This is a genomic window from Serratia sp. BNK-12 (genome assembly GCF_047456085.1).
Lineage (GTDB): Bacteria > Pseudomonadota > Gammaproteobacteria > Enterobacterales > Enterobacteriaceae > Serratia > Serratia liquefaciens.
The window spans coordinates 1,381,539-1,406,818 of the sequence record NZ_CP179896.1 but is presented as its reverse complement, the minus strand read 5'-3'; the positions used below and the strand labels follow the sequence as shown (position 1 = coordinate 1,406,818).

Below are 25,280 nucleotides of genomic sequence, written 5' to 3'. Positions count from 1 at the left end.
CACTTTTATCCTCTTTAAGCCCTGTAACTATGGGGTATAGTAAAAAACATCATCGTCAACCGGGCCAATTTTGCATGCATATTCCCTTAGACCGTCAGCAAAACATTCCTTTATATCTGCAAATTGAGGAAGCGCTGCGGCGGGCGATCCTCAGCGGCGCATTTGTCGACGGCGATAAGCTGCCCTCCACGCGCACGCTTGCCGCCAAGCTGGCGGTCAGCCGGTTGACGGTGGAAAACGCCTATGCCGAACTGGCGGCAAAAGGTTTTTTGCACCAGCGGCGCGGCAGCGGTGCCTATGTCTTGCACCCTCTGATCCAGCCAGCCCAGCCACGCCCAACAAGCGATGCGCCCTTCCCGGCGGAGCGTTTCACTACCCTTACCTCTCGGCTGGATGGCTACCCCGATACGCCGTTGCCGGACAACATCATCAACTTTGCCGCCGGCGTCGGCAGCCCGAAAGTCTTTCCGCAGGAGGAGTTCCGCAAGATATTGCTGTCGGTACTCAGCCGCCATGCGGAAGAGGCCTTCAGCTATGGCGAATACTGCGGCTATTACCCGCTGCGCGATACTCTGGGGCGGATCCTCACCGCTCAGGGTATTCCGACCCATGCAGAGCAACTGCTGATCACCAACGGTTCGCAACACGCCATCAGCCTGATAGTGCAAAGCCTGCTGGAGCCGGGCGACACGGTGATTGTCGAACAACCGACCTACGCCGAAGCGCTGGGGCTGCTGCGCCAGCACCGCATCAATATCGTCACCGTCGCCAGCGACCGGCACGGCATGTTGGTTGAACAGCTGCCCGCACTGATCGAAAAACACCAACCGAAGTTGATTTACACCATTCCCAATTTTCATAACCCCACCGGCCGCTGCATGAGTGAAGCGCGCCGTCGACGCCTGCTGGCACTGGCCCAGCAGGCCGGTGTAGTGATATTGGAAGACGATTTTGTCGGCGATCTGCGCTACAACGGCAAACAGCTGCCGTCGCTGCGATCGCTGGCGCAACCGGGGGCGGTGATTTACGTCAGTACCTTTTCAAAAATGCTGCTGCCCAGCATGCGCATCGGTTACCTGGTGGCGGACAGCGAACACTATCAGCGACTGGCTCGTCTGAAACACGTCGACAGTTTTACCAGCTCCAACCTGATCCAGCGGGCACTGGACGCATTCGTCACTATCGGTCGTTACGACAAGCAACTGCGGCGCGCCGGGCGGTTATATCGCCAGCACAGAGACGTGATGGTGGCAGCCTTGCAGCAGCAACTGCCGCCCGGCTGTCAGTTTGAAACGCCGGAGGGTGGACTGTTTATCTGGCTGACGCTGCCTGCCGCCGTCAGCACCGAGGCACTGATGCCGCTGGCCTGGCGACACGGCGTAACCTTTGCGCGAGGGGAGTGCTTTTATGCCGAAGAACAGCAAGGCGCACATGGCCTGCGATTGAATTTCGCCGCCAATACGCCGCCGCAGATAGAGGAAGGTATCGCCCGACTGTGCCGGGCGATTAATGAGGTCATCACTTCAGAATAGGCCGCGGTTCAGAGCCCGGCCCACCATAGCCGCAGCTTCATTCCCCAATAGCTGGTCCAGCCGGTGGTGCTTTGCACCACCTTGCCCTGGGAAATGACCACCAAGGTGGGCGTGACGCCGATCTGCCACTGCGCCGACAGCTCGCCACGGGGATCGTTAACCACCGGCAACGTCACACGCTTGCCCGCCAGCCACTGTTCCACCTGACGATCGTCGCCGGAACGCAGCGCCACGGTCAATACGTTGCCGCCCTCGCCGACCAGTCTGGCAACATACGGCGTGGTAAACCGGCAAACCCCGCACCAGCTGGCCCAGAAATAAACCAGCAGCGGCTTGTCCTGGCTGAGCTGCGCCAGCGAGACGTGTTCACCGTTCAACGTCGTCAACGGTTGCGAATCGAACGCCGCCGGTGGCTGCGGCGCGCGTAACCAGTCCATCCCGAACGCAACCGCCAGCACAATCAGCAACAGGATCAGCAGTTCGCGGCCCCAACGCCGCAGCTTAGCCATTGTTAACCTTCGCAAGCTGTTGTTTCACTACCGCCTCCAGATCCTCATACGACACCGCGCCTGGCAGCATTTGATCGCCGATCAGGGTGGCCGGCGTTCCTTGTACTCCAAGCTGCTCCGCCAATGCCATATTGGTGCGCAAGGTGGTCATGCTCTGTTCGCTTGGTGCAACGGCTTTCACCCCGGTTTTCTGCTGTGCGGCAGCGATGCTGGCCGTGTCATGGAAGCCTTTTTTCGCCATCAGCCGCTGATGCAGCGCCCAGAATTGGTCCGGGTGTTGCTGCCAGGTCGTCAGCGCCACGCGTGCAGAACTGACGGAGCTCTCTCCTTTGAACGGCAGCAGTTTTACCACCAGCGCCACATCAGGATACTGTTTGACGATTTTTTCCAGCATCGGGTCAAAACGCTTGCAGTACGGGCAGTTGTAATCGGTAAAGGCCACCAGCGTCAGTTTGGCGTTGGCCGCTCCCAAACGTGGGCTGGCCGGATCTTCGTATAGGGTTTTGGCGTTTTGCTTGATCGCCTGGCTGATTTGCTGACCGGCGGTCTGTTGCTGCCAGGCATCCACCGCCTGCGCCAGAATATCCGGGTTCGACACCAGCGTTTCGCGGATCAGCTCTTTAATCCGCACCTCTTGTTCCGGGGTAAAAGGAGCCGCAGCCCAGACCGGAGTAACCATCAGCATCAGTAACATCAGTAATTTTTTCATTGTGAATTTCCTTTGGCGGCGGACAGGGTTTGCAAGACGGCATCGCGGGTCAACAGCGGGGATAACACCACGCCGTCAGGGCTGCCGGGGCCATAAATCTGGTTAAAAGGCACGGCAACGCTGCCGTGTTTTTGCAGGAAAGCGCTAATCTCGGCCGAAGGACGGCTCCAGTCTCCTCGCAGGGCGACAACGTCGCCGGCACTCAGCGCTTTTTGCACGTCATCACGCAACAGCACGTTGAATTTGTTGGCTTTACAGGTTACGCACCAGTCTGCGGTGACGTCGACAAACACCCGTTTGTTCTGGGCGAGTGCCTGGGCGATCGCCTGCTCACTTAGCGGTTGCCAGGTGACATTGTCGTGCAGCGGCTGACGCCACAGCCCGGCGGTCAGCGAACCGGCCAGTAACACCACACCGACCAGCACCAGCGTGCCGGCCGCCAGCTTGGCCGCCAGACGAACCCCATGTTGCCAGCCTACCGCCAACAACAAGGCCAACAGTGCGATACCGCCCAATGCCAGCGTCGGCAAGGTGCCAATATGATTGACCATCAGGCTCAGCAGCCACAGTGAAGAAGCCAGCATCAGCAGCCCCATGGCCCACCGTAAAGTGTTCATCCAACGCCCCGGACGCGGCAGGCGCAGCGCTAAAGCAGGCCATGCGGCAATCAGCAGCCAGGGCAGGCTCATGCCGATACCCAAGGCGACAAACATGCCCCACAGCACCGGCAGCGGCGCAGCCAGTGCAAAGGCCACGGCAGTGCCCAGGAAGGGAGCCGAACAGGGCGTCGCCAGCAAGGTGGCAAATGCGCCCTGCCAGAAATGCCCGCTCAGGCCACGGCCGTTATGGGTCGCCAATTTGGTATTAAGGGAGGAGGACAGCTGCAAATGGAACAGGCCAAACAGGTTGGCGCTGAACAGGAACGTCACCAGCACCATAAAGCCGATAAACCACGGGTTTTGGAACTGAATACCCCAGCCCAGCGCCTGATTGCTCAAGCGCAGCAGCGTCATCAGCAACGCCAGCGCCATAAAGGACGCCACAATGCCAAACGAGGACGCAAGGAACTGCAGCCGAATGCTGTGTCGGTCGCGCTGCTCCACCTGCAAAATCGATCCCAGTTTGATGCCCAGAACCGGCAGCACACAGGGCATCAGGTTGAGGATCAGGCCCCCCGCCAACGCCATCAGCACCGCTTGCCACAGAGTGAAACTGGCGGCGCTCGGCAGCGTCAGCGGCCCGCCAATCGGCAGCGTCACCTGCTGCGCCATGCCGCCGTCGCCGATTACCAACGTCAGGGTTTTACCGCGCAGATCCGGGGCGCTGTCACCCCAGCCATCGCTGACCGGTACCCGCGCGGTCATCAGTGAACCTTCGCTACTGACCCGTGGCTTGCCGAGGTCTGCGTCCTCCAAGGTGTCGAAGAACAGCTCCGGCCGTTGCCAACCGGCGGCTCGCTCGGCGCTGATCTGTAATTCGCCATTGAGATAACCGGCCTTGATGCTCTCCACCAGGCCCTCGGCGATCGGCACCTGACCCATCGCCTGGGCAAAGTCATGGTCAAACTGCGCGTCAGACGGCGCGGCAAGATCCAGACTGAACGGATAGTCGGTCAAAATACAGACGTTGCTGCAGGTGGACAGCGTCAGCGTCCCCGCTAACTGGCGCGGTGCCGTTCCTTTCATCACCATCGGCAGCTCTACCCGATCGTGGTAGCCCTGCGTGGAAATACCGGCCACCTCAAAACGCTGCGGCGTAGGCCAATACCAGGTCACCGGAGGCGGATTGCCTTGCCAGGTTATTGCCGGCGCAATGCCACCTTCCCCCGGCGAACGCCAGTAGGTTTTCCAGCCTTTTTGCAGCTCAATAGCCAACAGCAGCCGGGTTTCTCCTGGCTGCGAGGTGTCAGCGCGGAGTCGCACCTTGGCATGATCGTTGGTCGGGCTTTGCAACCAGCCGCTGTCCGCCGCCTGCAAAGCGGGCAGCCACAGCATTAACAGGCAGACAAACGTCGACCTGATGATATTCAACATGTTTTTTCTCCATAAATAAGACAATCACCAAAACAAACGGGCGATTAACTCATTCACGGAAGACGCATAATCGGAGATGCACCCTGAGGGTGGGAGGGGAAATCACTCTGGGAGGAGGAATGCGCAAGCGCGCAGCCACGGTAGGCGCCAACAGCGCCAGCAGCAGGCCAAGCCCGAACAGCACGGTTTCAAACATCACCGGCGGTGAGGCCAATAAGGATTTAGCGCTCAGTTCACAGGGGGTAGGTTGCAGTTCGGCGGCATCGTCGCCGGCGGATGGCGCAGCGCTGGCAGCAGGAATCCCCATCGCTTGCTGCAACGCATGCAGGCTCGCCATGCGCTGAGTCATGCAGGTCAGTACCACCAGGCAAGCCAGGCATAAAAACCATTTCGCAATCCGCTGCTGTTTAACCATGCCGCCCTCAATTCCAAGTCTGCGCTTATCTTAGCGGCGCAGGCGCGTTTAGCAATGTTTTGCCTGTAAAGAAATGTCTTACGACGGTATTGATGGCGGGCATTTACGGGTATCATAGGCGCACACCTGCGCTTTTCGCCGGGTACGACGATTATTCTTTCCCCAAAGTCATGGGTGTTGCGGCAAGGCGGCAAGCAAGCGAGTCTCGATGAGCTTACTCAGGTAAGTGTTTCGAGTGAGATTGCGCAGACCACACCGCGGCAACGCCAGCTAAACTGGGGGATACACAGCGAAGGACAGGTGATATGCAACCTTTGAGTGGACCGGGCACCCCGATCGCCAGCGATCGTCCTTCAACCCCGGGCAAAACCACCCCCACAGACGATAGCCCGCTCTCCCCGGCGCAGCGTACGACGCTGGAGAAGCTGGTGGTCAAAATCATGGCGCTAAGCCCGGCCAAATCCGCAGAGATTTGGGTCACGCTGCGTCACGATCTGCAGACAGACAACAGCAGTGAATTGCTGGCGCGTCATTTTCAGCCGGCCGAGCAACTGCTGCAAAACCGTCTGACGCAGGTACAGCAAAACCATGCCAGTCGCCAACTGATGCAGCAGCTTACCGAACTGTTGCCGCAGGGCAATAACCGCCAGGCGGTGAGTGATTTCATTCGCCAGCAGTTTGGCCACACGGTACTGAGCCAGTTGAGCCACTCGCAGTTGCAGCAGGTACTGAATCTGTTACAGACCGGCAGCCTGACGATCCCTCACCCGCAGCAAACTGCCACCAGCGATCGCCCGCTGCTGCCCGCCGAGCATCAAAGCCTGCAACAGCAGGTCACCAAGCTCAGTGCCGCCACCGGCGAGTCGCCGGCCAAGATCTGGCAAACGCTGTTTGATCTGACCGGGGTTAAAACCAACGATCCGCTGCCGGCGCGCCACTTCCAACTGCTGAACCAGTTTTTGCAGGTGAAGGTCGCGCTGAGTCCACAAACCGCGCCGACGCTGAACAACCTGCTCGCCGTGCTCAAACAGCCGGCGGATGCGCAGGAGCAGCAGCAGTTGAATGACTACTGCCAGTCCCGCTTCAACTGCAATGCCAGCGCCCCCTTGACCCACCCGCAGATGAGCGACGTCATCAACCAGCTATTTGCACGTCGTCTGGAAAAAGCCGGTCATGCTCAGCCGATCATCGGCAACGCTACCGAGCCGCAACCGCTGCTCAATCCGCTGATTGCCGCCCTGCCCCAGCCGCTACAAAAAGCGCTGAGCAAACCGGCGGTGACGCTTATCCTGTTCATTTTGGTGCTAGCTCTGGTATTGGCGCTGGTGTTTTAACGCTTTCCCTTCCCAAACGATTTCTGGCCTGTGGATGCCCTGTCCAGGGCCAGACTCGAATGCTGATGTTAACTTCGCGGTAACTCCGGCCAACGTCAGGCGCAGCCACAGTCCTCTCCACTGGCACTTCCCACCAGCGAGCCCGGCTGTTCACCGGTGGCCAGGGGATGACCATCACGTATCCAGAAGTCCAATCCACCAATCAGCTCTTTCACCCGCAGCCCCTGTTGAGCCAGTTTGTAAGCCCCTTTGGTCGAACCGTTGCAGCCGATGCCATCGCAATAAGTGACGTAAACCTTGTCGCGATCCAGATGCGCCGTGCCCGCCTCGTCCATCAAGCGGTGCGGCAAACTGATAGCGCCGGGAATATGCCCGGCCGCATAGAGCGCCTCTGCACGGGTATCGATCACCAGGATCTCACTGACCCCGTTGCGCAGATCCTCCGCCACGTCCCACGCATCCGCGTAATAACTCAGCTTAGCGGCCAGATAATCCAGGCTCTGGGCCGCGCTGCCCGGTGGAAAAGCCAAAACCAATGAAGATACCGCCATGGAATTCACTCCTGTAGAGAAAGACTGATGACAATATTGCCTGATTTTGGTCTTATGCTTGATACCCATTTTCGCCCATGGATAAGTCCCATTATGGCTAACGCATTGCCCACTCTGTTTCATCAACCGGAACACGCCGGTGGCACCTTGCGTGAACGCGTCTGCAGCACGCTGCGCCGGGCTATTCATCATGGGGCTCTTGGCCCTGGGCAACGCTTGCCCTCATCGCGGGTTCTGGCTGAAGATTTGGGCGTCTCGCGCGTAACCACCGAAGCAGCCTATGCCCAGTTGGAAGCCGAAGGCTATCTGCAGCGCCGCGTTGGTCAAGGCACCTTCGTGGCGATCAACATCGTCAAGTCGCCATCCGCCGCCAAAGTCAGCGGCGAACCCCGCCTTTCACAACGCGGCACGCAGATCGCGCAAACCGGTGGCTGCCACGATCCACTGCAGCCTCTGCCCTTCGCTGCCGGTTCGCCGGATTTACGTGCTTTCCCGCTAAAACTGTGGAAACAGCTCACCGCTCAACAACTGCGTCTGCGTGGGGAAGCTCTGATGCGCTATGGCGATCCTCAGGGCTACTTTCCGCTACGCGAAACCATTGCCGGCTATGTCAGCCAGACGCGCGGCGTTAACTGCGATGCGCAGCAGATCGTGGTGCTGACCAGTTCGCAGCAGGCCCTGCAGCTGATTGCCACCCTGCTGTTGGATAGCGGTGACAAAGTGTGGATGGAAGACCCCGGTTATCGCGGTGCCAGAAACGCCTTTAGCAGCGTCGGAGCCGAACTTGTCCCGGTCAAGGTGGACGACGCCGGACTGATGCCCGATGAACACCTGCCTGCACCTCGACTGATTTACCTGACGCCCTCGCATCAATACCCCACCGGCGTAGCACTCAGCCTGCCACGCAGGCTCGAGCTGCTGGCGCTGGCACAACGGCAGCGGGCCTGGATTATTGAAGATGATTACGACAGCGAGTTTCACTATGACGGCCAGCCGATGCCGGCGATGCAGGGGTTGGATCGGCACGGCAACGTGCTTTATCTGGGCACCTTTTCCAAGGCGCTGTTTCCTTCCCTGCGGCTGGCTTATTTGGTGTTGCCACCGGCGTTAGTGGAGCCTTTTACCACCGCACGCACGGTATACGACGGCCACAGCGCCCAATTGATGCAGGCGGTGACCGCCGAATTTATCCAGCAGGGGCACTTTGCCGCCCATATCCGCTATATGCGCCAGCTGTACCGCAGCCGACGTGACCTGTTACTGGTGGAGGTGCAGGAAAAGCTTGGGCATTTCGCCACCCCGCAACCGGCAGGGGGCGGCTTGCAGCTCAGCGTTTGGCTGCCGCCCGGGCAGGAGAGCGCCCTGACTCAGCAGGCGCAGCGCCTGGGCGTAGTCACGCCCGGATTGGCGGCACAGTACCAAACCCCGAGCCTGCGGCGCGACGGCTGGCTGCTGGGCTTTTCCGCCCTGACACCGGGCGAGATCCGCGCCGCCGTCGAGCGGTTGACGCGGATCTCGCCTGCTTGACCTTGCGGGACGCTTGGCGGCCCCGAGTCAGGTTACTGCTCGGTCAACCGCAGCTCGGCCACCAACGGCAGGTGATCGCTGACTGCCGGCCAGTGAATGCCGTTCCAGTCGCCGCTGGCGTTCGGCACCGTCAGGCTGTCCAGATGCCAGCGCTGGGCATTGCCGCTAAAGATATAATCGACCTTGATTTCGGCGTTTTCCGCCGGCCAGCTGCGGCCATCCTGCTGCTTGGGCATGATGTCGTTCCAATAGCGGCTCAGCTCAGTCCAGGTGACGCTACCCGGCACGTCGTTCATATCGCCGAACAACAGCTTGATACCGCGCATTTCAATCGTGCGGTCATTCAGTTCGCGCACCTGATCCAGCCGCATCGCCGGATCTTCCTTGGTGTCCAGATGGGTATTGATCAGGGTAATCGGCGCCGGGAACTCGGGCACGTCGGTCTGGGCGCTGAATGCAATTCGCTGTTCGCGCTGACCGGAAGGCAACGGGTAAATTTTGCTGTCATGCAGCGGGTATTTCGATAAAAACGCCAGCCCATATTCGCCGCCGTCAAAATCAATCGCGCGGCCGAACGCGACGTGCATACCGGTCAGTTTGGCCAGTTCCTCCGCCTGATCGAGCTTGCCGCTGCGGCCGGTCAGTTTATCCACCTCCTGCAGCGCCACCACATCGACATTCATCGCCTTGATCGCTTTGGCGATTGCGGTCATGTCGCTGACCTTGCCGGCGGCGATATTGAAGCTGGCTACGCGGATCTTCGGTGCCTGCTCCAGGCTATAGGTTTTGTTTTTCAGACCGCCAAGCGCACTGGCCACTTCACGGCTATTGGCGTTGCTGTTGGCATGGCCACCATCGGTGGATGACCAGGCCGTATGCGATATTCCCAGGGATAACAAAGTGATAAGTAAAGCATGACGTGAGCGCATGTATTCTCCTTTAACGATCCTATTATTTGGGGGCACCCGTTCCCCCACAGCTAACAACGATTTTGCCGCAGTTACCCGAGACTATTTCCTAGTTGTGCCGCTATTTTTTTATTCTGCGCGGCATCTCGCATTCCGGCAGCGAAAGCATTGCACCATTGGACAACCGGCTGATTTAGCTTTAAAACCGTTAGACCGCTTATCGAGAGGAACCCGCATGACCAGCGCCATTGCCGAACAGCTCACCGAACGTTTCTTCCGCTATCTGGCGGTGACCAGCCAGAGCGACGCCGCCGCAACCACCCTGCCCAGCACGCCGGGCCAACATGATATGGCCAAGCTGCTGGCGACCGAACTGCGCCAGCTAGGCATGCAAGACGTGCAAATCGACGAGCACGCTACCGTGACCGCACGCAAACCCGGCAATCAGCCAGGCGCTCCGCGTATCGGCTTTATCACCCATATCGATACCGTTGACGTTGGCCTGTCGGCCCATATTCACCCGCAGCGCCTGCGCTTTACCGGCCAGGATTTGTGCCTGAATGCCGAACACGATATCTGGCTGCGCACCGCCGAACATCCGGAGATCCTGGCCTATCCGAATGAAGAAATTATTTTCAGCGACGGCACCAGCGTGCTCGGCGCCGATAACAAAGCGGCGGTCACGGTGGTCATGACCCTGCTGGCCAACCTGAGCGCCTCCGATCGCCACGGCGACATTGTGGTGGCCTTTGTCCCGGATGAGGAAATTGGCCTGCGCGGCGCCAAAGCGCTGGATCTGACGCGTTTCGAGGTGGATTTTGCCTATACCATCGACTGCTGCGAGTTGGGGGAAGTGGTGTATGAGAACTTCAATGCCGCAGGTGCGGAGATCCGTATCGAAGGGGTCACCGCGCACCCCATGTCGGCGAAGAACGTGCTGATCAACCCGATTCGCATCGCCAACGACATCATCAACCAATTCGACATCAAGGACACGCCAGAACATACCGAGGGGCGCGAAGGCTACTTCTGGTTCAACGATCTGACCGCCAATGCCAACCTCGCTACGTTAAAAGTGTCGATCCGCGATTTTGACCTGGCCGGGTTCAATGCGCGTAAAGAGCGTATTCAGGAAGTGGTGCAACAGGTGGCGGCAAACTACCCGCGCGCCAAGGTCAGCTGCAAGGTGACGGATATCTACAGCAATATCAGCAACTCTATCGGGGAAGACCAGCGAGCCATTGAGCTGATTTTCGGTGCCCTGGCCGCCCACGGCATTCCCCCCAAGGTGATCCCGATGCGTGGCGGCACCGACGGCGCCGCACTCTCCAGCCGTGGGCTGCTGACGCCGAACTACTTCACCGGCGCGCACAATTTCCATTCGCGCTTTGAGTTTCTGCCGATCAGCGCCTTTGTGAAATCCTATCAGGTGACTCGCAGCATCTGCTTGCTGGCGGCACGCGGTTAGACGCCATAGTTAACAAGCGCGGTATGGCAGGAAAATACCGCGCTTAAGCCAACAGCCAGCCAAGCAAACCGGCCCAGACCAGTAACGGCAACGAAAAGTAATGAAATTTCAGCCAAATTTTGCGCTCGTCCGCCATACGCAGCGCAATCAGGTTCGCCAGCGAACCGATCGCCAGCCCAAAGCCACCGGCGTTGACCGCATAGGCCAGCAGTTGGCTGGAAGGCACGTAGTTGAGCATTAAAATGGTCGCCGGCACGTTGCTGATCACCTGCGACAGGCCAATCCCCAAAGCGTAAATGCCCCCGTTACCCAGCGTAGCGATATCGGCAAACCAAGGCTGGATCGCCTGCAAGCGGGTAAACAGCCCCACGTCGATGAACATGGCGATAAAGACGAAAATCAGGCTCCAGTCGATCTGCAGCAATACCCGACGCGCCAGCAGCAAAAAACCGACGAACACCGCCAACAGGCCATACAGCGGCAGATCAAGATCCAGACACAGCAGAAAAATCACGTACAGCGCCACACAGCTCAGCAACAGGCGTAGCTGATACGGATAACCTTCGGTGTGCGGCGCTTTAACGATATCCCGCGCCGGGAAGCAGAACCCGGTCAGCAGCAGCAAACTGACCAGCATCACTACGCCAAACGGTGCCATTTGGCCAATGAACCCCAGGAAAGAGAGTGAAGACTTGCTCCACAGCAGAATGTTTTGCGGGTTGCCAATCGGCGTCAGCAATGAACCGGCATTGACCGCCAGCGCCTGGAAGATAATCAACCGGCCAATCGGTAACGACGACAGTTTTTTCAGCGTGATGGTCAGCGGAATGACGATAAACAACGCCACGTCGTTGGTCAGGAACGACGACAGCAACGCGGCGGAAAACACCAGAAACAGCGCCAATCGCCGCTCGCTGTGCAGCGTATTGATGATTTTGCGACCGACAAAATCGAAATAACCGCTGACCTCGACGCCCTTGGTGAGTAACATCAATCCAAGCAGCGTAATGATGGTGCGCCAGTCGATAAAACTGTTTAACGCAGGCAGCTGTTGCGGGTTAAAGGCCGCCATCAGTACGCCGACTAACAGCAAAATATGCAAAAAACGATCTTTCAGGAACGGCTGAATCAGCCGGGAAACGGCGTTTGAACTCATGTTGAGCGCTTCAAAAAAACAACCAGGGATCAGGAACCAGACGTTAGCCCAAGCACGGCGGCAACGCCAGCAAAATGCTCTTTTACCGTTAACTGCTTTTCATTTGCCGCGCTTTACTTTATTTGTAGCGCCTTTCTCTGTTTCAAAGGATGTTTTCATGGCTAACGTTTTTGCCAAAGGGCTGTTGCTGAGTGTGACCATCGGCTTACTGGCTGCCTGTAATGACCCGGATACCCGCCCACAGATCGACATTGAAGGCAAAACCATGGGCACCTTCTACAGCGTCAAGGTCAGCGGTGACGTGGCGGTCAATAAACAGCAGTTGCAACAGCAGATTGACGCCGTGCTGGAACGCGCCAATGACGATATCTCCACCTATCGCAATGATTCTGTGCTTTCGCGTTTTAATCAAACCCAGAGTACCGAGCCACAGCCGATCCCGCGCGGAATGGCGGATATTATCCTGATGGCTCAGCGCATTGGCCGCGACACTCAGGGCGCGATGAATATCACCGTGGGTCCGCTGGTGAATTTATGGGGCTTTGGCCCAGACAAGCGTGTGGTCAAGGTACCGAGCCAACAGCAAATAGAGGCGGCACAAAAAAATATTGGCCTGCAGCACCTCAAGCTACTCAGCGACAGCCGTGGCGAATGGCTGCAAAAGGACTTGCCCGGGATGTATGTTGATCTCTCGACGTTGGGCGAAGGCTATGGCGTCGATCAGTTGGTGCAGCTGATGGCCCGTAATGGTATCACCCATTATCTGGTGTCGGTCGGTGGTGCAGTATCCTCGCGCGGCGTTAACGGGCAGGGCAAACCCTGGCGCGTGGCGATCCAAAAACCGACCGACCGCGAAAATGCGGTTCAGGCACTGGTTGATTTGCAGGGTTACGGCATCAGCACCGCCGGCAGCTACCGCAACTATTTTGAACAGGACGGGCAGCGCTATTCGCACGTGATCGATCCCACAACCGGCAGGCCGATTACTCATCGCCTGGTCTCCGCTACGGTGATAGCGCCCACCGCGCTGGAAGCCGACGGTTGGGATACCGGGTTGATGGTGTTGGGGACGGAAAAAGCGCTCAAACTGGCGGAAGAAAAAGGCTTGGCGGTTTACCTGATCAGCAAAACCGATGATGGGTTCAGCGCCGTAATGACGCCGCAGTTCAAGGCGTTTCTGGTGAAATAGTTTCTGTGCGGTAAAGACGGGGCGCAGTGCACTGCGCCCCGCTTGCTTATCCTTTTCGGTGCAGTAACAGGTAAACCACAGGAACCACCAACATCGACAACAGCGGTGCACTGAGCATGCCGCCAATCATCGGTGCCGCAATGCGCCGCATTACCTCAGAACCGGCACCGTTACCCCACATGATCGGCAATAGCCCGGCCATAATGGTGGCAACGGTCATCACTTTTGGTCGCACCCGCAATACCGCCCCCTCGGTGATGGCATCCATCAGCTGTTTTTGCGTGAGCGGTTGTCCCGGCTGGCGATGTTTTTCCAACGCATGGTTCAAGTAAAGCACCATTATCACGCCGAACTCCGCCGCCACACCCGCCAGCGCGATAAAGCCAACTGCCCCGGCCACCGACAGGTTGTAGTTCAGCAAATACAGCAGCCATACTCCGCCGATCAGCGCAAACGGCAGCGTCGCCATGATCAACAACGCATCACGCACGCTGCTGAAGGTGACAAACAGCAGCACGAAAATGATTGCCAATGTTACCGGCAGTACGATTTTCAACTGAGCGCTGGCGCGTTCAAGATATTCAAACTGCCCGGACCAGCTCAACGACACCCCGGCCGGCAGCTTGACCTGCTGCGCGACGGCCTGCTGCATCTCTTCCACCGCCGATTTGAGATCGCGCCCGCGCAGATCGACATAAATCCAGTTGGAGAGCCGCGCGTTTTCACTTTTCAGCATCGGCGGCCCTTCGCTAACCCGAATATCCGCCAGCATCGACAGCGGCACCTGGCCACCGCTGGCGGTCAGTACCGGTAACGCCTGCAACTGCTGTACCGAATCACGCACCTCACGCGGATAACGCACATTGATCGGGTAACGCGCCCGGCCCTCGACGGTTTCGCCAATGTTTTCGCCCCCCACCAGCGTCGCCACCATGGATTGCAGCTCTTTCACCGAAACGCCGTAGCGCGCAGCCCGCTGACGGTCGATATCGATATCCACGTAGCGGCCGCCGGTGATGCGTTCTGCCAGCGCCGAAGTGACGCCCGGCACCTGCTTCACCACCTGCTCAATCTGCCCGGAAATCCGTTCGATATCGGCCATGTTATTGCCGTTCACCTTGATGCCCACCGGACTTTTGATTCCGGTGGCCAACATGTCCAGCCGATTGCGGATCGGCGGAACCCAGACGTTGGCAATACCCGGCACCTTGACCACCGCATCCAGTTCCGCCACCAGCTTGTCCATGGTCATGCCCGGTCGCCACTGGTCACGCGGTTTGAAACGAATGGTGGTTTCCAGCATGGTCAGCGGCGCGGGATCGGTAGCGCTTTCCGCCCTGCCGGCCTTACCGAACACCGTCGCTACCTCCGGCACGGTTTTGATCAACCTGTCGGTCAGTTGCAGTAGCCTGCTGGCCTCGCGCGCCGACATCCCCGGCAGCGAGGAAGGCATATACAACAGGTCACCTTCGTCGAGCTGCGGCATAAATTCGCTGCCCAACCGGCTAAGCGGATAGGCGGTTAACAGCAACAGCAGGCACGAAATCCCCAGCGTGGTTTTTGGCCGTGCCAACACCGACGCCAGCACCGGCTGATACAGGCGGATCAGCCAGCGGTTGATCGGATTAGCATGTTCGTCGGGAATGCGGCCGCGGATAAAGTAGCCCATCAGCACCGGCACCAGCGTAATGCCCAGACCGGCCGCCACCGCCATGGCGTAGGTTTTGGTGTAGGCCAGCGGGGAGAACATCCGGCCTTCCTGCGCCTGCAGGGTGAACACCGGAATGAAGGACAGCGTGATAATCAGCAAACTGCAAAACAGCGCCGGCCCCACCTCCACCGCCGCCTGCTCTGAAATGCGCCAATAATCCGTCGACGTCGGCTGCAGTCCGGGATGGCGTTGCCGCCACTGCTCCAGCACCTTATGCATGTTCTCAATCATGACGATGGCCGCATCCACCATGGCGCCAATGGCGATGGCGATTCCCCCCAGCGACATGATATTGGCGTTTACGCCCTGGTAATGCATCACCACAAAGGCGCCAAGAATGCCGAGCGGCAGCGTGATCATCGCCACCAGCGCCGAACGAAAATGGAACAGGAACAGCGTGCACACCAAAGCCACTACGATAAACTCCTCCAGGAGCTTGTGGGACAGGGTTTCAATAGCATGCTCAATCAGTTGGGAGCGGTCGTACACGGTCACAATTTCCACACCCGGCGGCAGGGTCTGCTGAACCTCCTGCAGCTTGACCTTCAGCGCGTTGATGGTTTCCAGGGCATTTTTGCCGTAGCGCATCACGACGATGCCGCCCGCCACTTCGCCCTCGCCGTTCAGCTCCGCCACGCCCCGGCGGATCTCCGGCCCTTCGCGCAGTGTTGCCACTTGCGACAGCAGGATCGGCACACCGTCACGCACGGTGATTACCACGTTGGCAAAATCGCTGAGTTTTTTCAGGTAGCCCGAGGTGCGAACCATATACTCCGCCTCCCCCATTTCCAGCAGCGCCCCGCCGCCTTCCTGGTTGGCGTCCTGAATGGCACTGACTACCTGTTGATGGGTGATGTTCAGCGCGCGCAGGCTGGGTGGATCCAGCACCACCTGATATTGGCGTACCATGCCGCCCACGCTGGCCACTTCCGCCACGTTGGGCACGGTTTTCAGTTCAAACTTCAGCGTCCAGTCTTGCAGCGCGCGCAGGTCGGCCAGGCTGTGCTTGCCGCTTTTATCCACCAGGGCATACTCGTACACCCAGCCGACGCCGGTGGCGTCCGGCCCCAGTGCCACCTTCACCTGCGGCGGCAGTGAGGATTGCACCTGGCTGAGCGCCTCCAGCACCCGCGAACGCGCCCAGTACAAATCGGTGCCGTCCTCGAACAACACGTAAACGTAGGCGTCGCCAAACATGGAAAAACCCCGTACCGTTTTGGCCCCCGGCACCGAGAGCAACGTGGTGGTCAGCGGATAGGTCACCTGATCTTCAATTACCTGCGGAGCCTTGCCCGGATAGGTGGCACGGACAATCACCTGTACGTCGGAAAGATCCGGCAGCGCATCCAGCGGCGCTTTCTGCAATGCCCAGATCCCCCAACCGGCCAACAGCACCGAAGCCAGCAGCACCAAGAGCCGGTTGCGCAGCGACCAGCGGATCACGAAAGCAATCATAAGTGGCCCCCATGTTCAGCGCTTGTCGGCACGATTTGGCTGATATGTGAACCTTGTTCATCAACGCTAAAGTGGATTTTTACGCTATCACCGGGTTTGATACCGGCAGGTATTCCCCCTGGCGGCAGGGCAAAATCCATGGTCATCGCCGGCCACTGCAGCTCCGGCACGGGGCCGTGGGACAGCGTGATGGTGCTCTCGTTCACGGCATCCACCACCCCCTCGGCCTGATATTGTTTCACCTCGTTTTGCGCCGCCATTTGTGGCAAGGCACTGCGCATGCTGGCCTCGGAATCAATCAGGAATTGGCCGGAGGTCACTACCCTTTGCCCAGCATTCAGCCCACGTTTGATTTCTACCCAGCCGTCCTGCACACGACCGGCCACCACGTCAACCGGCGTGAAGTGCCCATTGCCTTCGGCGATCAACACCCTATTGCGATCGCCGCTGTCGATCAGCGCCTCCTGCGGTATCGCCAACACCGGTTGGCCGAGGTTGCTGTGTGACAATGTCAGTTGCAGGTACATGCCCGGTCGAAGCTTTTGTTGAGGGTTTTTCAACAGGATGCGCGCTTTGAAGGTTCGGGTCAGCGGATCGACATTGGCCAGCAGTTCGCTCACCTCGCCTTCAAATCGTTCACCAGGCCAGCTGGCGGAAGCGGCCTGCACCTTATCGCCCACTTTCAACAATCCGGCCTGCGCCTGCGGATAATCGGCAACGATCCACACCGGATCGAGGCTGGCTAGTTCAAACAGCCCCTGCGCGGCCGTCACCTGAGCGCCTTCGAGCACGCTCAGCTTATTCACAAAACCATTTTCCGGTGCCGCTATCTGCACCCGCGGTTCGGGTTTACCTGAACGTTCCACCTGCCGGATCACCGCCTCGGGCATAAACAGCAGCTGCAACCGCTGACGTGCAGCGGCGGTCAGTGCGCTATCGCCCAGTTTGCGTATTGCCAGATATTCCTGCTGTGCCGCACTCCAGTCGGGGATCCACAGCAATGCCAGGGCTTCGCCCTTTTTCACCTGTTGCTGACTGGCACGCACGTAGAGTTTTTCCACCAGTCCGTTGGCGCGGGCGGCGACAATCTGAACCCCGCGTTCATCGGTGGCGACGCTGCCGAAAGCGCTCAGTTGTGGCTCCAGTTGGCGCAATTGTGCAGCTTCGGTGCGAACGCCCAGGTTCTGCTGTTGCCGGGCGCTGATGGTCACGCCCCCTTCCGGTTCAACCTCATCGGCATAGCGCGGCACCAGTTGCATATCCATAAAGGGCGATTTACCCGGTTGGTCAAAACGCTGCCCCGGCATCATCGGGTCGTACCAATAAAGCACCTGCCGCTCACTCTTGATGGCCGGCGCAGGCGCTTCTCCCGCTGCGCCAAACCAGTATCCCGCCAGCCCAGTGCCAATCAGCGCCGCTAACAGCGCCAGCTTGAATTGTATTTTCATTGCATTGATTCCTGAGGGGTGAGATAGCGAATGGCGGCCCAAATCTGTGCCAGTTCCCTGGCAGCCTTGCCGGCGCTGAGGCGACTGTCGAGCAGCGCCCGCCGAGCTTCCAGTACCGCCGACAAATCGCTTTTACCGCTGCGGTACTGCGCTAACAGCAAAGTGACCCGCTGTTGTTGCAGGGGAATAGCCTGCTCCTGTTGGCGTTGCCACTGCGCCTGAGCCGCCTGATATTGCGCCAACAGCGTATCGAGCTGTGCCTGATGATCACGGATCAACAACGTGAGCCGATCGTTGGCCTCCATGCTGCGGGAAACATCAGCGGCATAGTCCTTATCCTGCCGCTGCGAGCGGAACAACGGCAGATCGACGGTAAACATCACCCCGGCCAAATCCTCGTACTCGTCGGCCCGTTTGCCGTAATACACCTCGACGCCGACGTCCGGTATCGCCGCCACCTCTGATTGCGCCGAACGTGCCTTGGCGACGTCCGCCTCACGGCTGGCCTGCAACACCTCGGGGTGTTGCCTGATGGCCTGCCGCAATACTTCGCTGTCCGCCGGTAAACGTTCAAAGCGCGGCATGGCCCCGGCGGTATCCGTCGCAGACAGGCCGGTCAACTGCGTCAGACGCGCCTGCGCGACAGCAACATCACGCTGCGCCTCGCTGATGCGATCCTGCATGCTTAGCAGCGTCAGCCTGGCATCCAGCACTCCACTCGCTGGGGTTCCCCCACCGGCTACCGCAGAACGCTGAGTGGCAATCTGGCGTTCACTCTCCGTCACCAGGGCTGAGGCATCCCGCAGGGTTTGCCGACTCAGCGCCAGCGCCAGCCAGGCCTGTGCGGTTTGCTGTTGAAGGCGAGCGCGAATGGTGGCGCTGCCCGCATCCGTCTGGCTGGCTTCGGCGCGCAGGGTATCCGCTTTACGCTGACGTTTGGTGCTGCTGACGTAATCCTGCATGATGCCGATTCGTCCCATGGTCATGCCTTCGCGGGTAAAACGCCGAGCGTTGCCGCCCTGCACCGGCACGTTTTCAATGCCGAACTTCAGCTTGGGATCGGGCAACTGCATTGCCGAATCCGCCATGTTCTGCAAGGCGTCAACCTGATGACGATTGGCGGATAACTCCGCCGAATAACCTTCGGCCGCCGTCAATGACTGTTGCAGCGTCAGACCCGCCGCCAGGGTGGCCGGTGCCCAACAGGCAAGCAGCAGCCAGCCCACCCGCCAAGGGTGAGAAAGGATAATGGTCATAACGCCTCCGTTATGGTCGAGCGGCGGCGATGGCGATCAGCTGATAACCGCCGTCGATCGGCAGGAAGCTGAAATCAACCTCGGTACCCACCGGCAAGACGGCGAATGAAGGCGATGAAGGGAGCAGGAAGCTCATGGTCATTGGCGGCCAACTGAGTGCAGGAATGGCCTGGTGCGCGATAGACACCTTTCGCTCGTCCCAGCTTTTGACGACGCCCTGGCTGTGGATTTCAACGGCAGTTCTTGCGGCAGGATCCTGCATTGCCATATCGGCAGCGCTGGCGCTAAAAGAGAAAAACAGGGCGATCACTACGGCAGCAAATACATTACGCATAACGGGTACTCCATAAAATAGTTAACAAACGCGGAAAACCGTCGGGGACGGCAAAGCGGTTGTCAGAACTATTCACGGAACCGGCAGAAAACGATCTCTGCCGGCGGACCTGTTATCGGGGGCGTTTGCCAGGTATTGGAGGGGACTGAACGAGACGGGAAAGGCGTAATAACGGCCAATTCGCTGCTGGTGGGCAGCGCAGCCAACGCCAGGTTGCTGTGATCCTGTTGGGCTGACTCCGGAACGCAGTGTTTCTCACACAGCGGCTCTTGGGTCTGCATCTGCTGCTGCGACGGCACGCTGTTTTGCATATGCATCATATGCTGAGCCATCGGCGCTTCACCGCTGAACTGCAGGTTGCAGTTGTGGCTGGCCAACGCCAGTTGAGTATTCAACAACAACCAGCTGACGACCAATAACCATGCGCAGGCCCGCTTTTTAGCAAAGCGCAGGCGGTGCATGGATAAGGAGATGGACGCCAAAGCCGACATCAGATCGTTCCAGAGTGGGAGATAGCGGGAGTATATCGACCCGGACCGGGCGCAGGAATGGAATTTACATCCGCTGACAAAGAACTGCCCATCTGTGGGCCAGTAATATAAATGCCATGACTTCAATCAACTGGCGGCGGATTACCCAAACAAAAAGCCCAGCAGATGCTGGGCTTTTAAACCGGGAGACTCTCCGACGGAAGGTTATTTGGTCAACGCGATAATACCCAGCGTCAGACCGGCAACTGCCGCCGCCCCACCGGCGATGGCGCCAGCGGTTTCCCAGTTGTCCTGCGTGGTGCCTTTCATGCAGGTATTGGTGTGCACCAGACGGCCCTGGTCGTCATAGACCGGGACACAAGGGGAATCGGTCGCGCACCCAGCCAGAATGACCGACAGCAATCCAACCGCAATTAACTTTTTCATACTCTTGCCTCAATGTTCGATCACTCTGAAACGCTACGCCGAGTGATATTCGCGCTATTGAGCCATTGTATGCGCAAAAGGCTGAACAAAGCGTTAATGATCCGTCAGGAGATGTAATTTGGGATAACTCCTAGCGGCCCGTCGGCAGGGATTGCAGGCATTAAAAAGCCCGCAAAAATGCGGGCTTGATCCAGAACCTTGAGGCCGGAATTACTTCTGCAGCTTACGCATCACCAGCGTGGCGTTGGTGCCGCCGAAGCCAAAGCTGTTGGACATCACGGTGGTCAACTCGCGTTGAGTTGGCTCAGTCACGATGTTCATGCCAGCGGCTTTCTCATCCAGGTTATCGATGTTGATGCTCGGCGCGATAAAGCCGTGCTCAACCATCAGCAGGCTGTAGATCGCTTCCTGCACGCCCGCGGCACCCAGTGAGTGACCGGTCATCGCCTTGGTGGAAGAGATTGCCGGGGTGTTGTCACCAAACACTTCGCGAATGGCACCCAGCTCTTTCACGTCGCCCACCGGCGTGGAGGTGCCGTGAACGTTCATGTAGTCGATTGGGGTATCAACGCCCTGCAGAGCCATCTTCATGCAGCGCACCGCGCCTTCACCTGATGGAGCCACCATGTCGGCACCGTCGGAGGTCGCACCGTAGCCGATGATTTCAGCATAGATGTGCGCACCACGCGCCAAAGCGTGTTCCAGCTCTTCAACCACCACCATACCGCCGCCGCCGGCGATGACGAAACCGTCACGGGCAGAGTCGTAAGTACGAGAAGCTTTTTCAGGGGTGTCGTTGTAGCTGGTGGACAGTGCGCCCATCGCATCGAACTCACAGGCCATTTCCCAGCACAGCTCTTCGCCGCCGCCGGCAAAGACCACGTCCTGCTTGCCCAGTTGGATCAGTTCAACCGCGTGACCAATGCAGTGTGCAGAGGTTGCGCAGGCAGAGCTGATGGAATAGTTAACGCCACGAATTTTGAACGGGGTTGCCAGGCAAGCGGAAACGCCTGAAGCCATAGCCTTGGTCACCATGTACGGGCCAACGCCGCGCAGGCCTTTGGCACGCATGCCATCGGATCCGGCAACCTGGTTGCGCGGAGAACCACCACCTGAGCCAACAACCAGACCGGTGCGATCGTTGGAAACCTGATCGGCAGCCAGACCTGAGTCCTTGATGGCTTCTTCCATGGAAAGATAGGCATAAACGGACGCGTCGCTCATAAAGCGCATCACTTTACGGTCAATCAGACCCGTAGTGTCCAGTTTAACATCGCCCCATACGTGACTACGCATGCCGGAATCTTTCAGCTCCTGGGAGAAAGTGATCCCAGAACGTCCTTCCTGCAGGCTCGCCAGGACCTCCTGCTGGTTGTTACCAATGCTGGAGACGATTCCCAGGCCAGTAATCACTGCACGTTTCATTCAATACCTCTTCCACAATTTTACATTCGGGATTTTGCATCGCACTTTAGCGTACAGATGTACGCCGAACAAGTCCGATCAGCGTTTTTCAGCTTTATTCTTATCCAGTTTGCGCCATAGCGCCAGCGCCGTTAGAATCCCGTCACCCCTTGAGTTACGAGCAACTAACCGTGAGCCACGCCCCGATCCAAACCGCAGCGTTATCCTGGAATGAACAGGGTACACCTGTTTCGAAACAGTTTGATGACGTCTACTTTTCCAATCAGGATGGGCTGGAAGAAACCCGCTATGTGTTTCTCATGGGCAACCGACTGCCGCAACGTTTTGCCGACCACCCTCGCCCGCTGTTTATCGTGGCGGAAACCGGCTTCGGCACCGGGCTTAACTTTTTGACGCTGTGGCAGGCCTTTGCCGGTTTCCGCACGGCGATGCCGGACGCCCCGCTTCAGCGCCTGCACTTTATCAGCTTTGAAAAATTCCCGCTGCTGCAGGCCGATTTGGCGGCGGCGCATGCCCGCTGGCCGGAACTGGCGCCATATGCCGATGAATTACGCGCTCAATGGCCGTTGCCGCTGCCGGGCTGCCACCGCCTGCTGCTGGCCGAAGGGCGCATCACGCTCGATCTGTGGTTTGGCGACGTGAACGCGTTGCTGCCTCACTTCGACGCCAGCATGAACCGTCAAATCGATGCCTGGTTCCTCGATGGCTTCGCCCCGGCAAAGAACCCGGATATGTGGACGGAGCAGCTGTTCAGCGCCATGGCGCGCTTTGCCCGGCCGGGCGGCAGCCTTGCCACCTTTACCGCCGCAGGCTTCGTGCGTCGCGGCTTGCAGCAGGCCGGGTTTGATGTCATCAAAACCAAAGGCTTCGGCCAGAAGCGAGAGATGCTGACCGGCGAGTTGCCTGCCGATGCGCCGGCCGTCGCTCACCCTGCTCCCTGGCTGAAGCGCCCGGTGGCGGAGAATACCGATGATATCGCCATCATTGGCGGCGGCGTCGCCAGCGCGCTAACCGCCCTCGCCCTGTTGCGACGCGGCGCAAAAGTCACGCTGTATTGCGCAGATCCGCAGCCGGGCGAAGGGGCATCAGGCAACCGTCAGGGCGCACTCTACCCTTTGTTGAACGGCCGAGCCGATGCGCTGGAAAATTTCTTCAGCGCCGCGTTTCCGTTTGCCCGTCGTCAGTACGATGCACTGGTGCGACAGGGCGTGGTATTCGACCATCAGTGGTGCGGTGTGAGCCAACTGGCCTTTGACGAGAAGAGCGCCGGGAAAATTGCCAAGATGCTGGCGGTTGAATGGCCGCAGGCGCTCGCCATGCCGGCCGACCGCGCTACGCTCAGCGCCTTGTGCGGCGTCGACAGCGGTTTTGGCGGCATTAACTACCCGCAGGGTGGCTGGCTGTGTCCGGCCGAGCTGACGCGCAGTGCGATTGCGCTGGCGCAACGTCAAGGGATGCGCTGCCATTATGACGCTACGCTCAGCGCTCTGACCGTCCAAGAATCAGGTTGGCAACTCAGCTTTAGCCAGGGTGAAATTCGGCAGCATGCGACGGTGATTCTGGCCAACGGCCATCGGTTGTCCGAACTGACGCAAAGTGAAGCGCTGCCGGTTTATGCGGTGCGCGGTCAGGTATCCCATATTCCTACCACGCCGCAGCTGAGTGCATTGAAGCAGGTGCTGTGTTACGACGGCTACCTGACGCCGGTGAATGCCAATAATCAGCAGCACTGTATCGGCGCCAGTTACCAGCGCGGCGAGACCGCCACCGAATACCGCGAAGAAGAGCAGCAGGAAAATCGGGCTCGCCTGCTACGTTGCCTGCCGGATCAAACCTGGCCGCTGGAGGTGGACGTCAGCGACCGCCAGGCGCGCTGCGGCGTACGCAGCGCCACTCGCGATCACCTGCCAATGGTAGGTGCAGTGCCCGACTACCAGGCCACGCTAACGCAGTACCAGGATTTGCAACGTCAATACCAACGCGGTGAAGCTATCGCCAATGCGCCGAGCTACCCCAATCTGTTCATGATTGGCGGGTTAGGCTCTCGCGGGTTGTGCTCGGCCCCGCTGGCGGCAGAGATTTTGGCGGCGCAGCTGTTTGGCGAACCCTTGCCGGGCGACGCAGACCTGTTAGCGGCGTTGAACCCGAATAGAATGTGGGTAAGGAAATTACTGAAGGGACGTGCGGTAGCGTAAGAAAAATCACGCAGGGCGCCGGCGACAGCGCCCTGCAGAAGCACTATCAGGCAGTAGGCAATGCCGTTTTGTACAGCGTTTCCCACATGCCATACACCAGTGCCTGATCCGGTGGTGACAGTTCACCGGCGGCAATGGCTTTATGCAGGCTGCCCTCCACCTGCGCCTTCAGCGCTTCAGCGGAGTGTTCACCCAGCTCTTCGACCTCGGCAACCGCCAACGTCAGATGACCGCGCAGGTAGCCACCGGCAAACAGTTCATCATCGCTGGCGTGCTCTACCATGTCATCAATCAGCGCCAAAATGCGCGCTTCAAATTCTGCGATCATCAAATTTCCTCTCATACCCTTCATCTTTCAAACTCTAGCGTTGTTGGCTGCGCTCACGCACCCCAGTCACTTACCTGAGTAAGCTCCTGGGGATTTGTTTGCTTGCCGCCTAGCTACAGCTTAGAAGCTATTGGGTATCTATTTTCAGTTAAACATATATACCCGTCATACTTGAAGCTGCTTCTTTCTTGACTGCGCCGACTCGCCCCGGTCACATAGTGGACTATGCTCCCAGGGACTCGCAGGCTTCCCGCCGCGATGCAACTCCAAGTATTTAGGGTATAGTCAGTTGAGATCTTCCGGATAGGGAAAATGCTCCGCCGCCAGCGGTGGCGTATTGTAAAACGATTGTAACGCCTGAATAAAGCGCGCAGGTCTTGTGGGTATTCCCTGCTCCAACAACAGCAGCACCCGTTCGCGTACCTTGCGTTGGAAGGCAATGCGGTCCGGCTCGCAGTCACCGTTGAGGTTGTCGCAACTGACATTGAACGGGAAACCGGCGGCGACGCAGAACATCCATTCCAAAGATTGCGGTTTAATTTCCACCGCTTCAAATTCACTTTGCGTCTGTGCGTCTCGCCCGTCCGGGCAGTACCAGTAACCGAAATCTACCAACTTGCGGCGCTGTTCGCCGGCGATGCACCAGTGCGAGATTTCATGCATGCCGCTGGCGTAATAGCCATGAGCAAAAACGATCCGGTTATACGGCAGTTGATCGTCGGCCGGCAAATAGATCGGTTCATCGTCGCCTTTGACCAGTCGCGTGTTGTATTCATCGCTGAAGCACTGATTAAAAATTTCAATCAGTTGCTCATATTGATGGGTAGCCTGTGTGTCTGACATAAATAAAAATCCAATAACCACAAAAATAAAGAGGTAA

22 protein-coding genes are annotated in these 25,280 nt (G+C 58.6%); 6 read left to right on the top strand and 16 right to left on the bottom strand.

The window, feature by feature from the left end:
- Positions 1-74: 74 nt before the first annotated feature.
- Positions 75-1,532 carry a PLP-dependent aminotransferase family protein gene (locus ACMGG1_RS06360; protein ID WP_122080656.1) on the top strand — a complete coding sequence of 486 codons (1,458 nt, stop codon included), beginning with the start codon at positions 75-77 and terminating at the stop codon, positions 1,530-1,532.
- An 8-nt stretch (positions 1,533-1,540) separates the two neighbouring features.
- Here ACMGG1_RS06360 and ACMGG1_RS06355 read toward each other — a convergent pair whose 3' ends face one another.
- The 4 genes from ACMGG1_RS06355 to ACMGG1_RS06340 are packed head-to-tail and all read right to left on the bottom strand — an operon-like array spanning position 1,541 to position 5,198.
- Positions 1,541-2,041 (bottom strand): protein disulfide oxidoreductase, encoded by a 501-nt coding sequence (locus tag ACMGG1_RS06355; protein WP_128864619.1) that lies wholly within the window; start codon positions 2,039-2,041, stop codon positions 1,541-1,543.
- The gene (locus ACMGG1_RS06350; RefSeq protein ID WP_116690054.1) at positions 2,034-2,750 is read right to left on the bottom strand and encodes a DsbA family protein; all 717 of its coding nucleotides are present in this window, start codon (positions 2,748-2,750) and stop codon (positions 2,034-2,036) included. Before ACMGG1_RS06350 ends, ACMGG1_RS06355 begins: the two co-directional genes overlap by 8 nt.
- Positions 2,747-4,783: a protein-disulfide reductase DsbD family protein gene (locus ACMGG1_RS06345; RefSeq protein WP_414161228.1), complete on the bottom strand. Its 2,037-nt coding sequence runs from the start codon at positions 4,781-4,783 to the stop codon at positions 2,747-2,749. The genes ACMGG1_RS06350 and ACMGG1_RS06345 overlap by 4 nt, the downstream gene beginning before the upstream one ends.
- A gap of 49 nt (positions 4,784-4,832) precedes the next feature.
- Entirely contained in the window at positions 4,833-5,198 is a 366-nt protein-coding gene (locus tag ACMGG1_RS06340) for a copper resistance protein (RefSeq protein ID WP_217331668.1), read from the bottom strand.
- A 305-nt stretch (positions 5,199-5,503) separates the two neighbouring features.
- On the opposite strand from ACMGG1_RS06340, the gene flk reads away from it, so the two are divergent.
- Complete coding sequence (flk, locus tag ACMGG1_RS06335; protein ID WP_046373034.1) at positions 5,504-6,532, top strand: flagella biosynthesis regulator Flk; 1,029 nt, start codon at positions 5,504-5,506, stop codon at positions 6,530-6,532.
- A gap of 95 nt (positions 6,533-6,627) precedes the next feature.
- Here flk and ACMGG1_RS06330 read toward each other — a convergent pair whose 3' ends face one another.
- Positions 6,628-7,083 (bottom strand): rhodanese-like domain-containing protein, encoded by a 456-nt coding sequence (locus ACMGG1_RS06330; RefSeq protein ID WP_129983429.1) that lies wholly within the window; start codon positions 7,081-7,083, stop codon positions 6,628-6,630.
- 93 nt (positions 7,084-7,176) lie between these two features.
- Here ACMGG1_RS06330 and ACMGG1_RS06325 point away from each other — a divergent pair, with 93 nt between their 5' ends.
- The gene (locus ACMGG1_RS06325; protein ID WP_414161227.1) at positions 7,177-8,610 is read left to right on the top strand and encodes a PLP-dependent aminotransferase family protein; all 1,434 of its coding nucleotides are present in this window, start codon (positions 7,177-7,179) and stop codon (positions 8,608-8,610) included.
- Positions 8,611-8,642: 32 nt separating this feature from the next.
- On the opposite strand, the gene ACMGG1_RS06320 is transcribed toward ACMGG1_RS06325, so the two are convergent.
- Positions 8,643-9,539 (bottom strand): endonuclease/exonuclease/phosphatase family protein, encoded by an 897-nt coding sequence (locus ACMGG1_RS06320; protein WP_020827894.1) that lies wholly within the window; start codon positions 9,537-9,539, stop codon positions 8,643-8,645.
- Positions 9,540-9,753: 214 nt separating this feature from the next.
- On the opposite strand from ACMGG1_RS06320, the gene pepT reads away from it, so the two are divergent.
- Positions 9,754-10,986, top strand: coding sequence for a peptidase T (pepT, locus tag ACMGG1_RS06315; RefSeq protein WP_414161226.1), 1,233 nt, complete (start codon positions 9,754-9,756; stop codon positions 10,984-10,986).
- A 43-nt stretch (positions 10,987-11,029) separates the two neighbouring features.
- Here the strand turns inward: pepT and ACMGG1_RS06310 are convergent, their stop codons facing one another.
- On the bottom strand, positions 11,030-12,142 hold the full coding sequence (locus tag ACMGG1_RS06310; RefSeq protein ID WP_046373030.1) for an SLC13 family permease: 1,113 nt from the start codon (positions 12,140-12,142) through the stop codon (positions 11,030-11,032).
- Positions 12,143-12,299: 157 nt separating this feature from the next.
- Here ACMGG1_RS06310 and apbE point away from each other — a divergent pair, with 157 nt between their 5' ends.
- Positions 12,300-13,331 (top strand): FAD:protein FMN transferase ApbE, encoded by a 1,032-nt coding sequence (gene apbE, locus ACMGG1_RS06305; protein ID WP_046373029.1) that lies wholly within the window; start codon positions 12,300-12,302, stop codon positions 13,329-13,331.
- A gap of 46 nt (positions 13,332-13,377) precedes the next feature.
- Here the strand turns inward: apbE and ACMGG1_RS06300 are convergent, their stop codons facing one another.
- From ACMGG1_RS06300 to fabB, 7 genes are all read right to left on the bottom strand, one after another.
- Positions 13,378-16,497, bottom strand: coding sequence for an efflux RND transporter permease subunit (locus tag ACMGG1_RS06300; protein ID WP_414161225.1), 3,120 nt, complete (start codon positions 16,495-16,497; stop codon positions 13,378-13,380).
- Positions 16,494-17,945: an efflux RND transporter periplasmic adaptor subunit gene (locus ACMGG1_RS06295; protein ID WP_414161224.1), complete on the bottom strand. Its 1,452-nt coding sequence runs from the start codon at positions 17,943-17,945 to the stop codon at positions 16,494-16,496. The genes ACMGG1_RS06300 and ACMGG1_RS06295 overlap by 4 nt, the downstream gene beginning before the upstream one ends.
- On the bottom strand, positions 17,942-19,201 hold the full coding sequence (locus ACMGG1_RS06290) for a TolC family protein (protein ID WP_201896170.1): 1,260 nt from the start codon (positions 19,199-19,201) through the stop codon (positions 17,942-17,944). Before ACMGG1_RS06290 ends, ACMGG1_RS06295 begins: the two co-directional genes overlap by 4 nt.
- Before the next feature lie 10 nt (positions 19,202-19,211).
- Positions 19,212-19,535 carry a copper-binding protein gene (locus ACMGG1_RS06285; RefSeq protein ID WP_020827901.1) on the bottom strand — a complete coding sequence of 108 codons (324 nt, stop codon included), beginning with the start codon at positions 19,533-19,535 and terminating at the stop codon, positions 19,212-19,214.
- A gap of 68 nt (positions 19,536-19,603) precedes the next feature.
- A complete protein-coding gene (locus ACMGG1_RS06280; RefSeq protein WP_201896169.1) occupies positions 19,604-20,026 on the bottom strand; it encodes a hypothetical protein in 423 nt (140 codons plus the stop codon).
- A 204-nt stretch (positions 20,027-20,230) separates the two neighbouring features.
- Positions 20,231-20,452 carry a membrane protein gene (locus tag ACMGG1_RS06275; protein WP_020827903.1) on the bottom strand — a complete coding sequence of 74 codons (222 nt, stop codon included), beginning with the start codon at positions 20,450-20,452 and terminating at the stop codon, positions 20,231-20,233.
- 210 nt (positions 20,453-20,662) lie between these two features.
- Complete coding sequence (gene fabB, locus ACMGG1_RS06270) at positions 20,663-21,877, bottom strand: beta-ketoacyl-ACP synthase I (protein WP_020827904.1); 1,215 nt, start codon at positions 21,875-21,877, stop codon at positions 20,663-20,665.
- Positions 21,878-22,047: 170 nt separating this feature from the next.
- On the opposite strand from fabB, the gene mnmC reads away from it, so the two are divergent.
- Entirely contained in the window at positions 22,048-24,072 is a 2,025-nt protein-coding gene (gene mnmC / locus ACMGG1_RS06265; RefSeq protein WP_414161223.1) for a bifunctional tRNA (5-methylaminomethyl-2-thiouridine)(34)-methyltransferase MnmD/FAD-dependent 5-carboxymethylaminomethyl-2-thiouridine(34) oxidoreductase MnmC, read from the top strand.
- Between the two features lie 46 nt (positions 24,073-24,118).
- Here mnmC and ACMGG1_RS06260 read toward each other — a convergent pair whose 3' ends face one another.
- Both ACMGG1_RS06260 and ACMGG1_RS06255 read right to left on the bottom strand, forming a co-directional pair.
- Positions 24,119-24,400, bottom strand: a complete 282-nt coding sequence (locus ACMGG1_RS06260; RefSeq protein WP_020827906.1) for a YfcL family protein — start codon at positions 24,398-24,400, stop codon at positions 24,119-24,121.
- Between the two features lie 285 nt (positions 24,401-24,685).
- Positions 24,686-25,243, bottom strand: a complete 558-nt coding sequence (locus ACMGG1_RS06255; RefSeq protein WP_020827907.1) for an elongation factor P hydroxylase — start codon at positions 25,241-25,243, stop codon at positions 24,686-24,688.
- Positions 25,244-25,280: the final 37 nt, after the last annotated feature.

Bases quoted from the DNA above. Each gene is read 5' to 3' on its own strand.
- ACMGG1_RS06360 (WP_122080656.1), top strand. From the start codon at position 75: ATGCATATTCCCTTAGACCGTCAGCAAAACATTCCTTTATATCTGCAA.
- ACMGG1_RS06355 (WP_128864619.1), bottom strand. From the start codon at position 2,041: ATGGCTAAGCTGCGGCGTTGGGGCCGCGAACTGCTGATCCTGTTGCTG.
- ACMGG1_RS06350 (WP_116690054.1), bottom strand. From the start codon at position 2,750: ATGAAAAAATTACTGATGTTACTGATGCTGATGGTTACTCCGGTCTGG.
- ACMGG1_RS06345 (WP_414161228.1), bottom strand. From the start codon at position 4,783: ATGTTGAATATCATCAGGTCGACGTTTGTCTGCCTGTTAATGCTGTGG.
- ACMGG1_RS06340 (WP_217331668.1), bottom strand. From the start codon at position 5,198: ATGGTTAAACAGCAGCGGATTGCGAAATGGTTTTTATGCCTGGCTTGC.
- flk (WP_046373034.1), top strand. From the start codon at position 5,504: ATGCAACCTTTGAGTGGACCGGGCACCCCGATCGCCAGCGATCGTCCT.
- ACMGG1_RS06330 (WP_129983429.1), bottom strand. From the start codon at position 7,083: ATGGCGGTATCTTCATTGGTTTTGGCTTTTCCACCGGGCAGCGCGGCC.
- ACMGG1_RS06325 (WP_414161227.1), top strand. From the start codon at position 7,177: ATGGCTAACGCATTGCCCACTCTGTTTCATCAACCGGAACACGCCGGT.
- ACMGG1_RS06320 (WP_020827894.1), bottom strand. From the start codon at position 9,539: ATGCGCTCACGTCATGCTTTACTTATCACTTTGTTATCCCTGGGAATA.
- pepT (WP_414161226.1), top strand. From the start codon at position 9,754: ATGACCAGCGCCATTGCCGAACAGCTCACCGAACGTTTCTTCCGCTAT.
- ACMGG1_RS06310 (WP_046373030.1), bottom strand. From the start codon at position 12,142: ATGAGTTCAAACGCCGTTTCCCGGCTGATTCAGCCGTTCCTGAAAGAT.
- apbE (WP_046373029.1), top strand. From the start codon at position 12,300: ATGGCTAACGTTTTTGCCAAAGGGCTGTTGCTGAGTGTGACCATCGGC.
- ACMGG1_RS06300 (WP_414161225.1), bottom strand. From the start codon at position 16,497: ATGATTGCTTTCGTGATCCGCTGGTCGCTGCGCAACCGGCTCTTGGTG.
- ACMGG1_RS06295 (WP_414161224.1), bottom strand. From the start codon at position 17,945: ATGAAAATACAATTCAAGCTGGCGCTGTTAGCGGCGCTGATTGGCACT.
- ACMGG1_RS06290 (WP_201896170.1), bottom strand. From the start codon at position 19,201: ATGACCATTATCCTTTCTCACCCTTGGCGGGTGGGCTGGCTGCTGCTT.
- ACMGG1_RS06285 (WP_020827901.1), bottom strand. From the start codon at position 19,535: ATGCGTAATGTATTTGCTGCCGTAGTGATCGCCCTGTTTTTCTCTTTT.
- ACMGG1_RS06280 (WP_201896169.1), bottom strand. From the start codon at position 20,026: ATGTCGGCTTTGGCGTCCATCTCCTTATCCATGCACCGCCTGCGCTTT.
- ACMGG1_RS06275 (WP_020827903.1), bottom strand. From the start codon at position 20,452: ATGAAAAAGTTAATTGCGGTTGGATTGCTGTCGGTCATTCTGGCTGGG.
- fabB (WP_020827904.1), bottom strand. From the start codon at position 21,877: ATGAAACGTGCAGTGATTACTGGCCTGGGAATCGTCTCCAGCATTGGT.
- ACMGG1_RS06260 (WP_020827906.1), bottom strand. From the start codon at position 24,400: ATGATCGCAGAATTTGAAGCGCGCATTTTGGCGCTGATTGATGACATG.
- ACMGG1_RS06255 (WP_020827907.1), bottom strand. From the start codon at position 25,243: ATGTCAGACACACAGGCTACCCATCAATATGAGCAACTGATTGAAATT.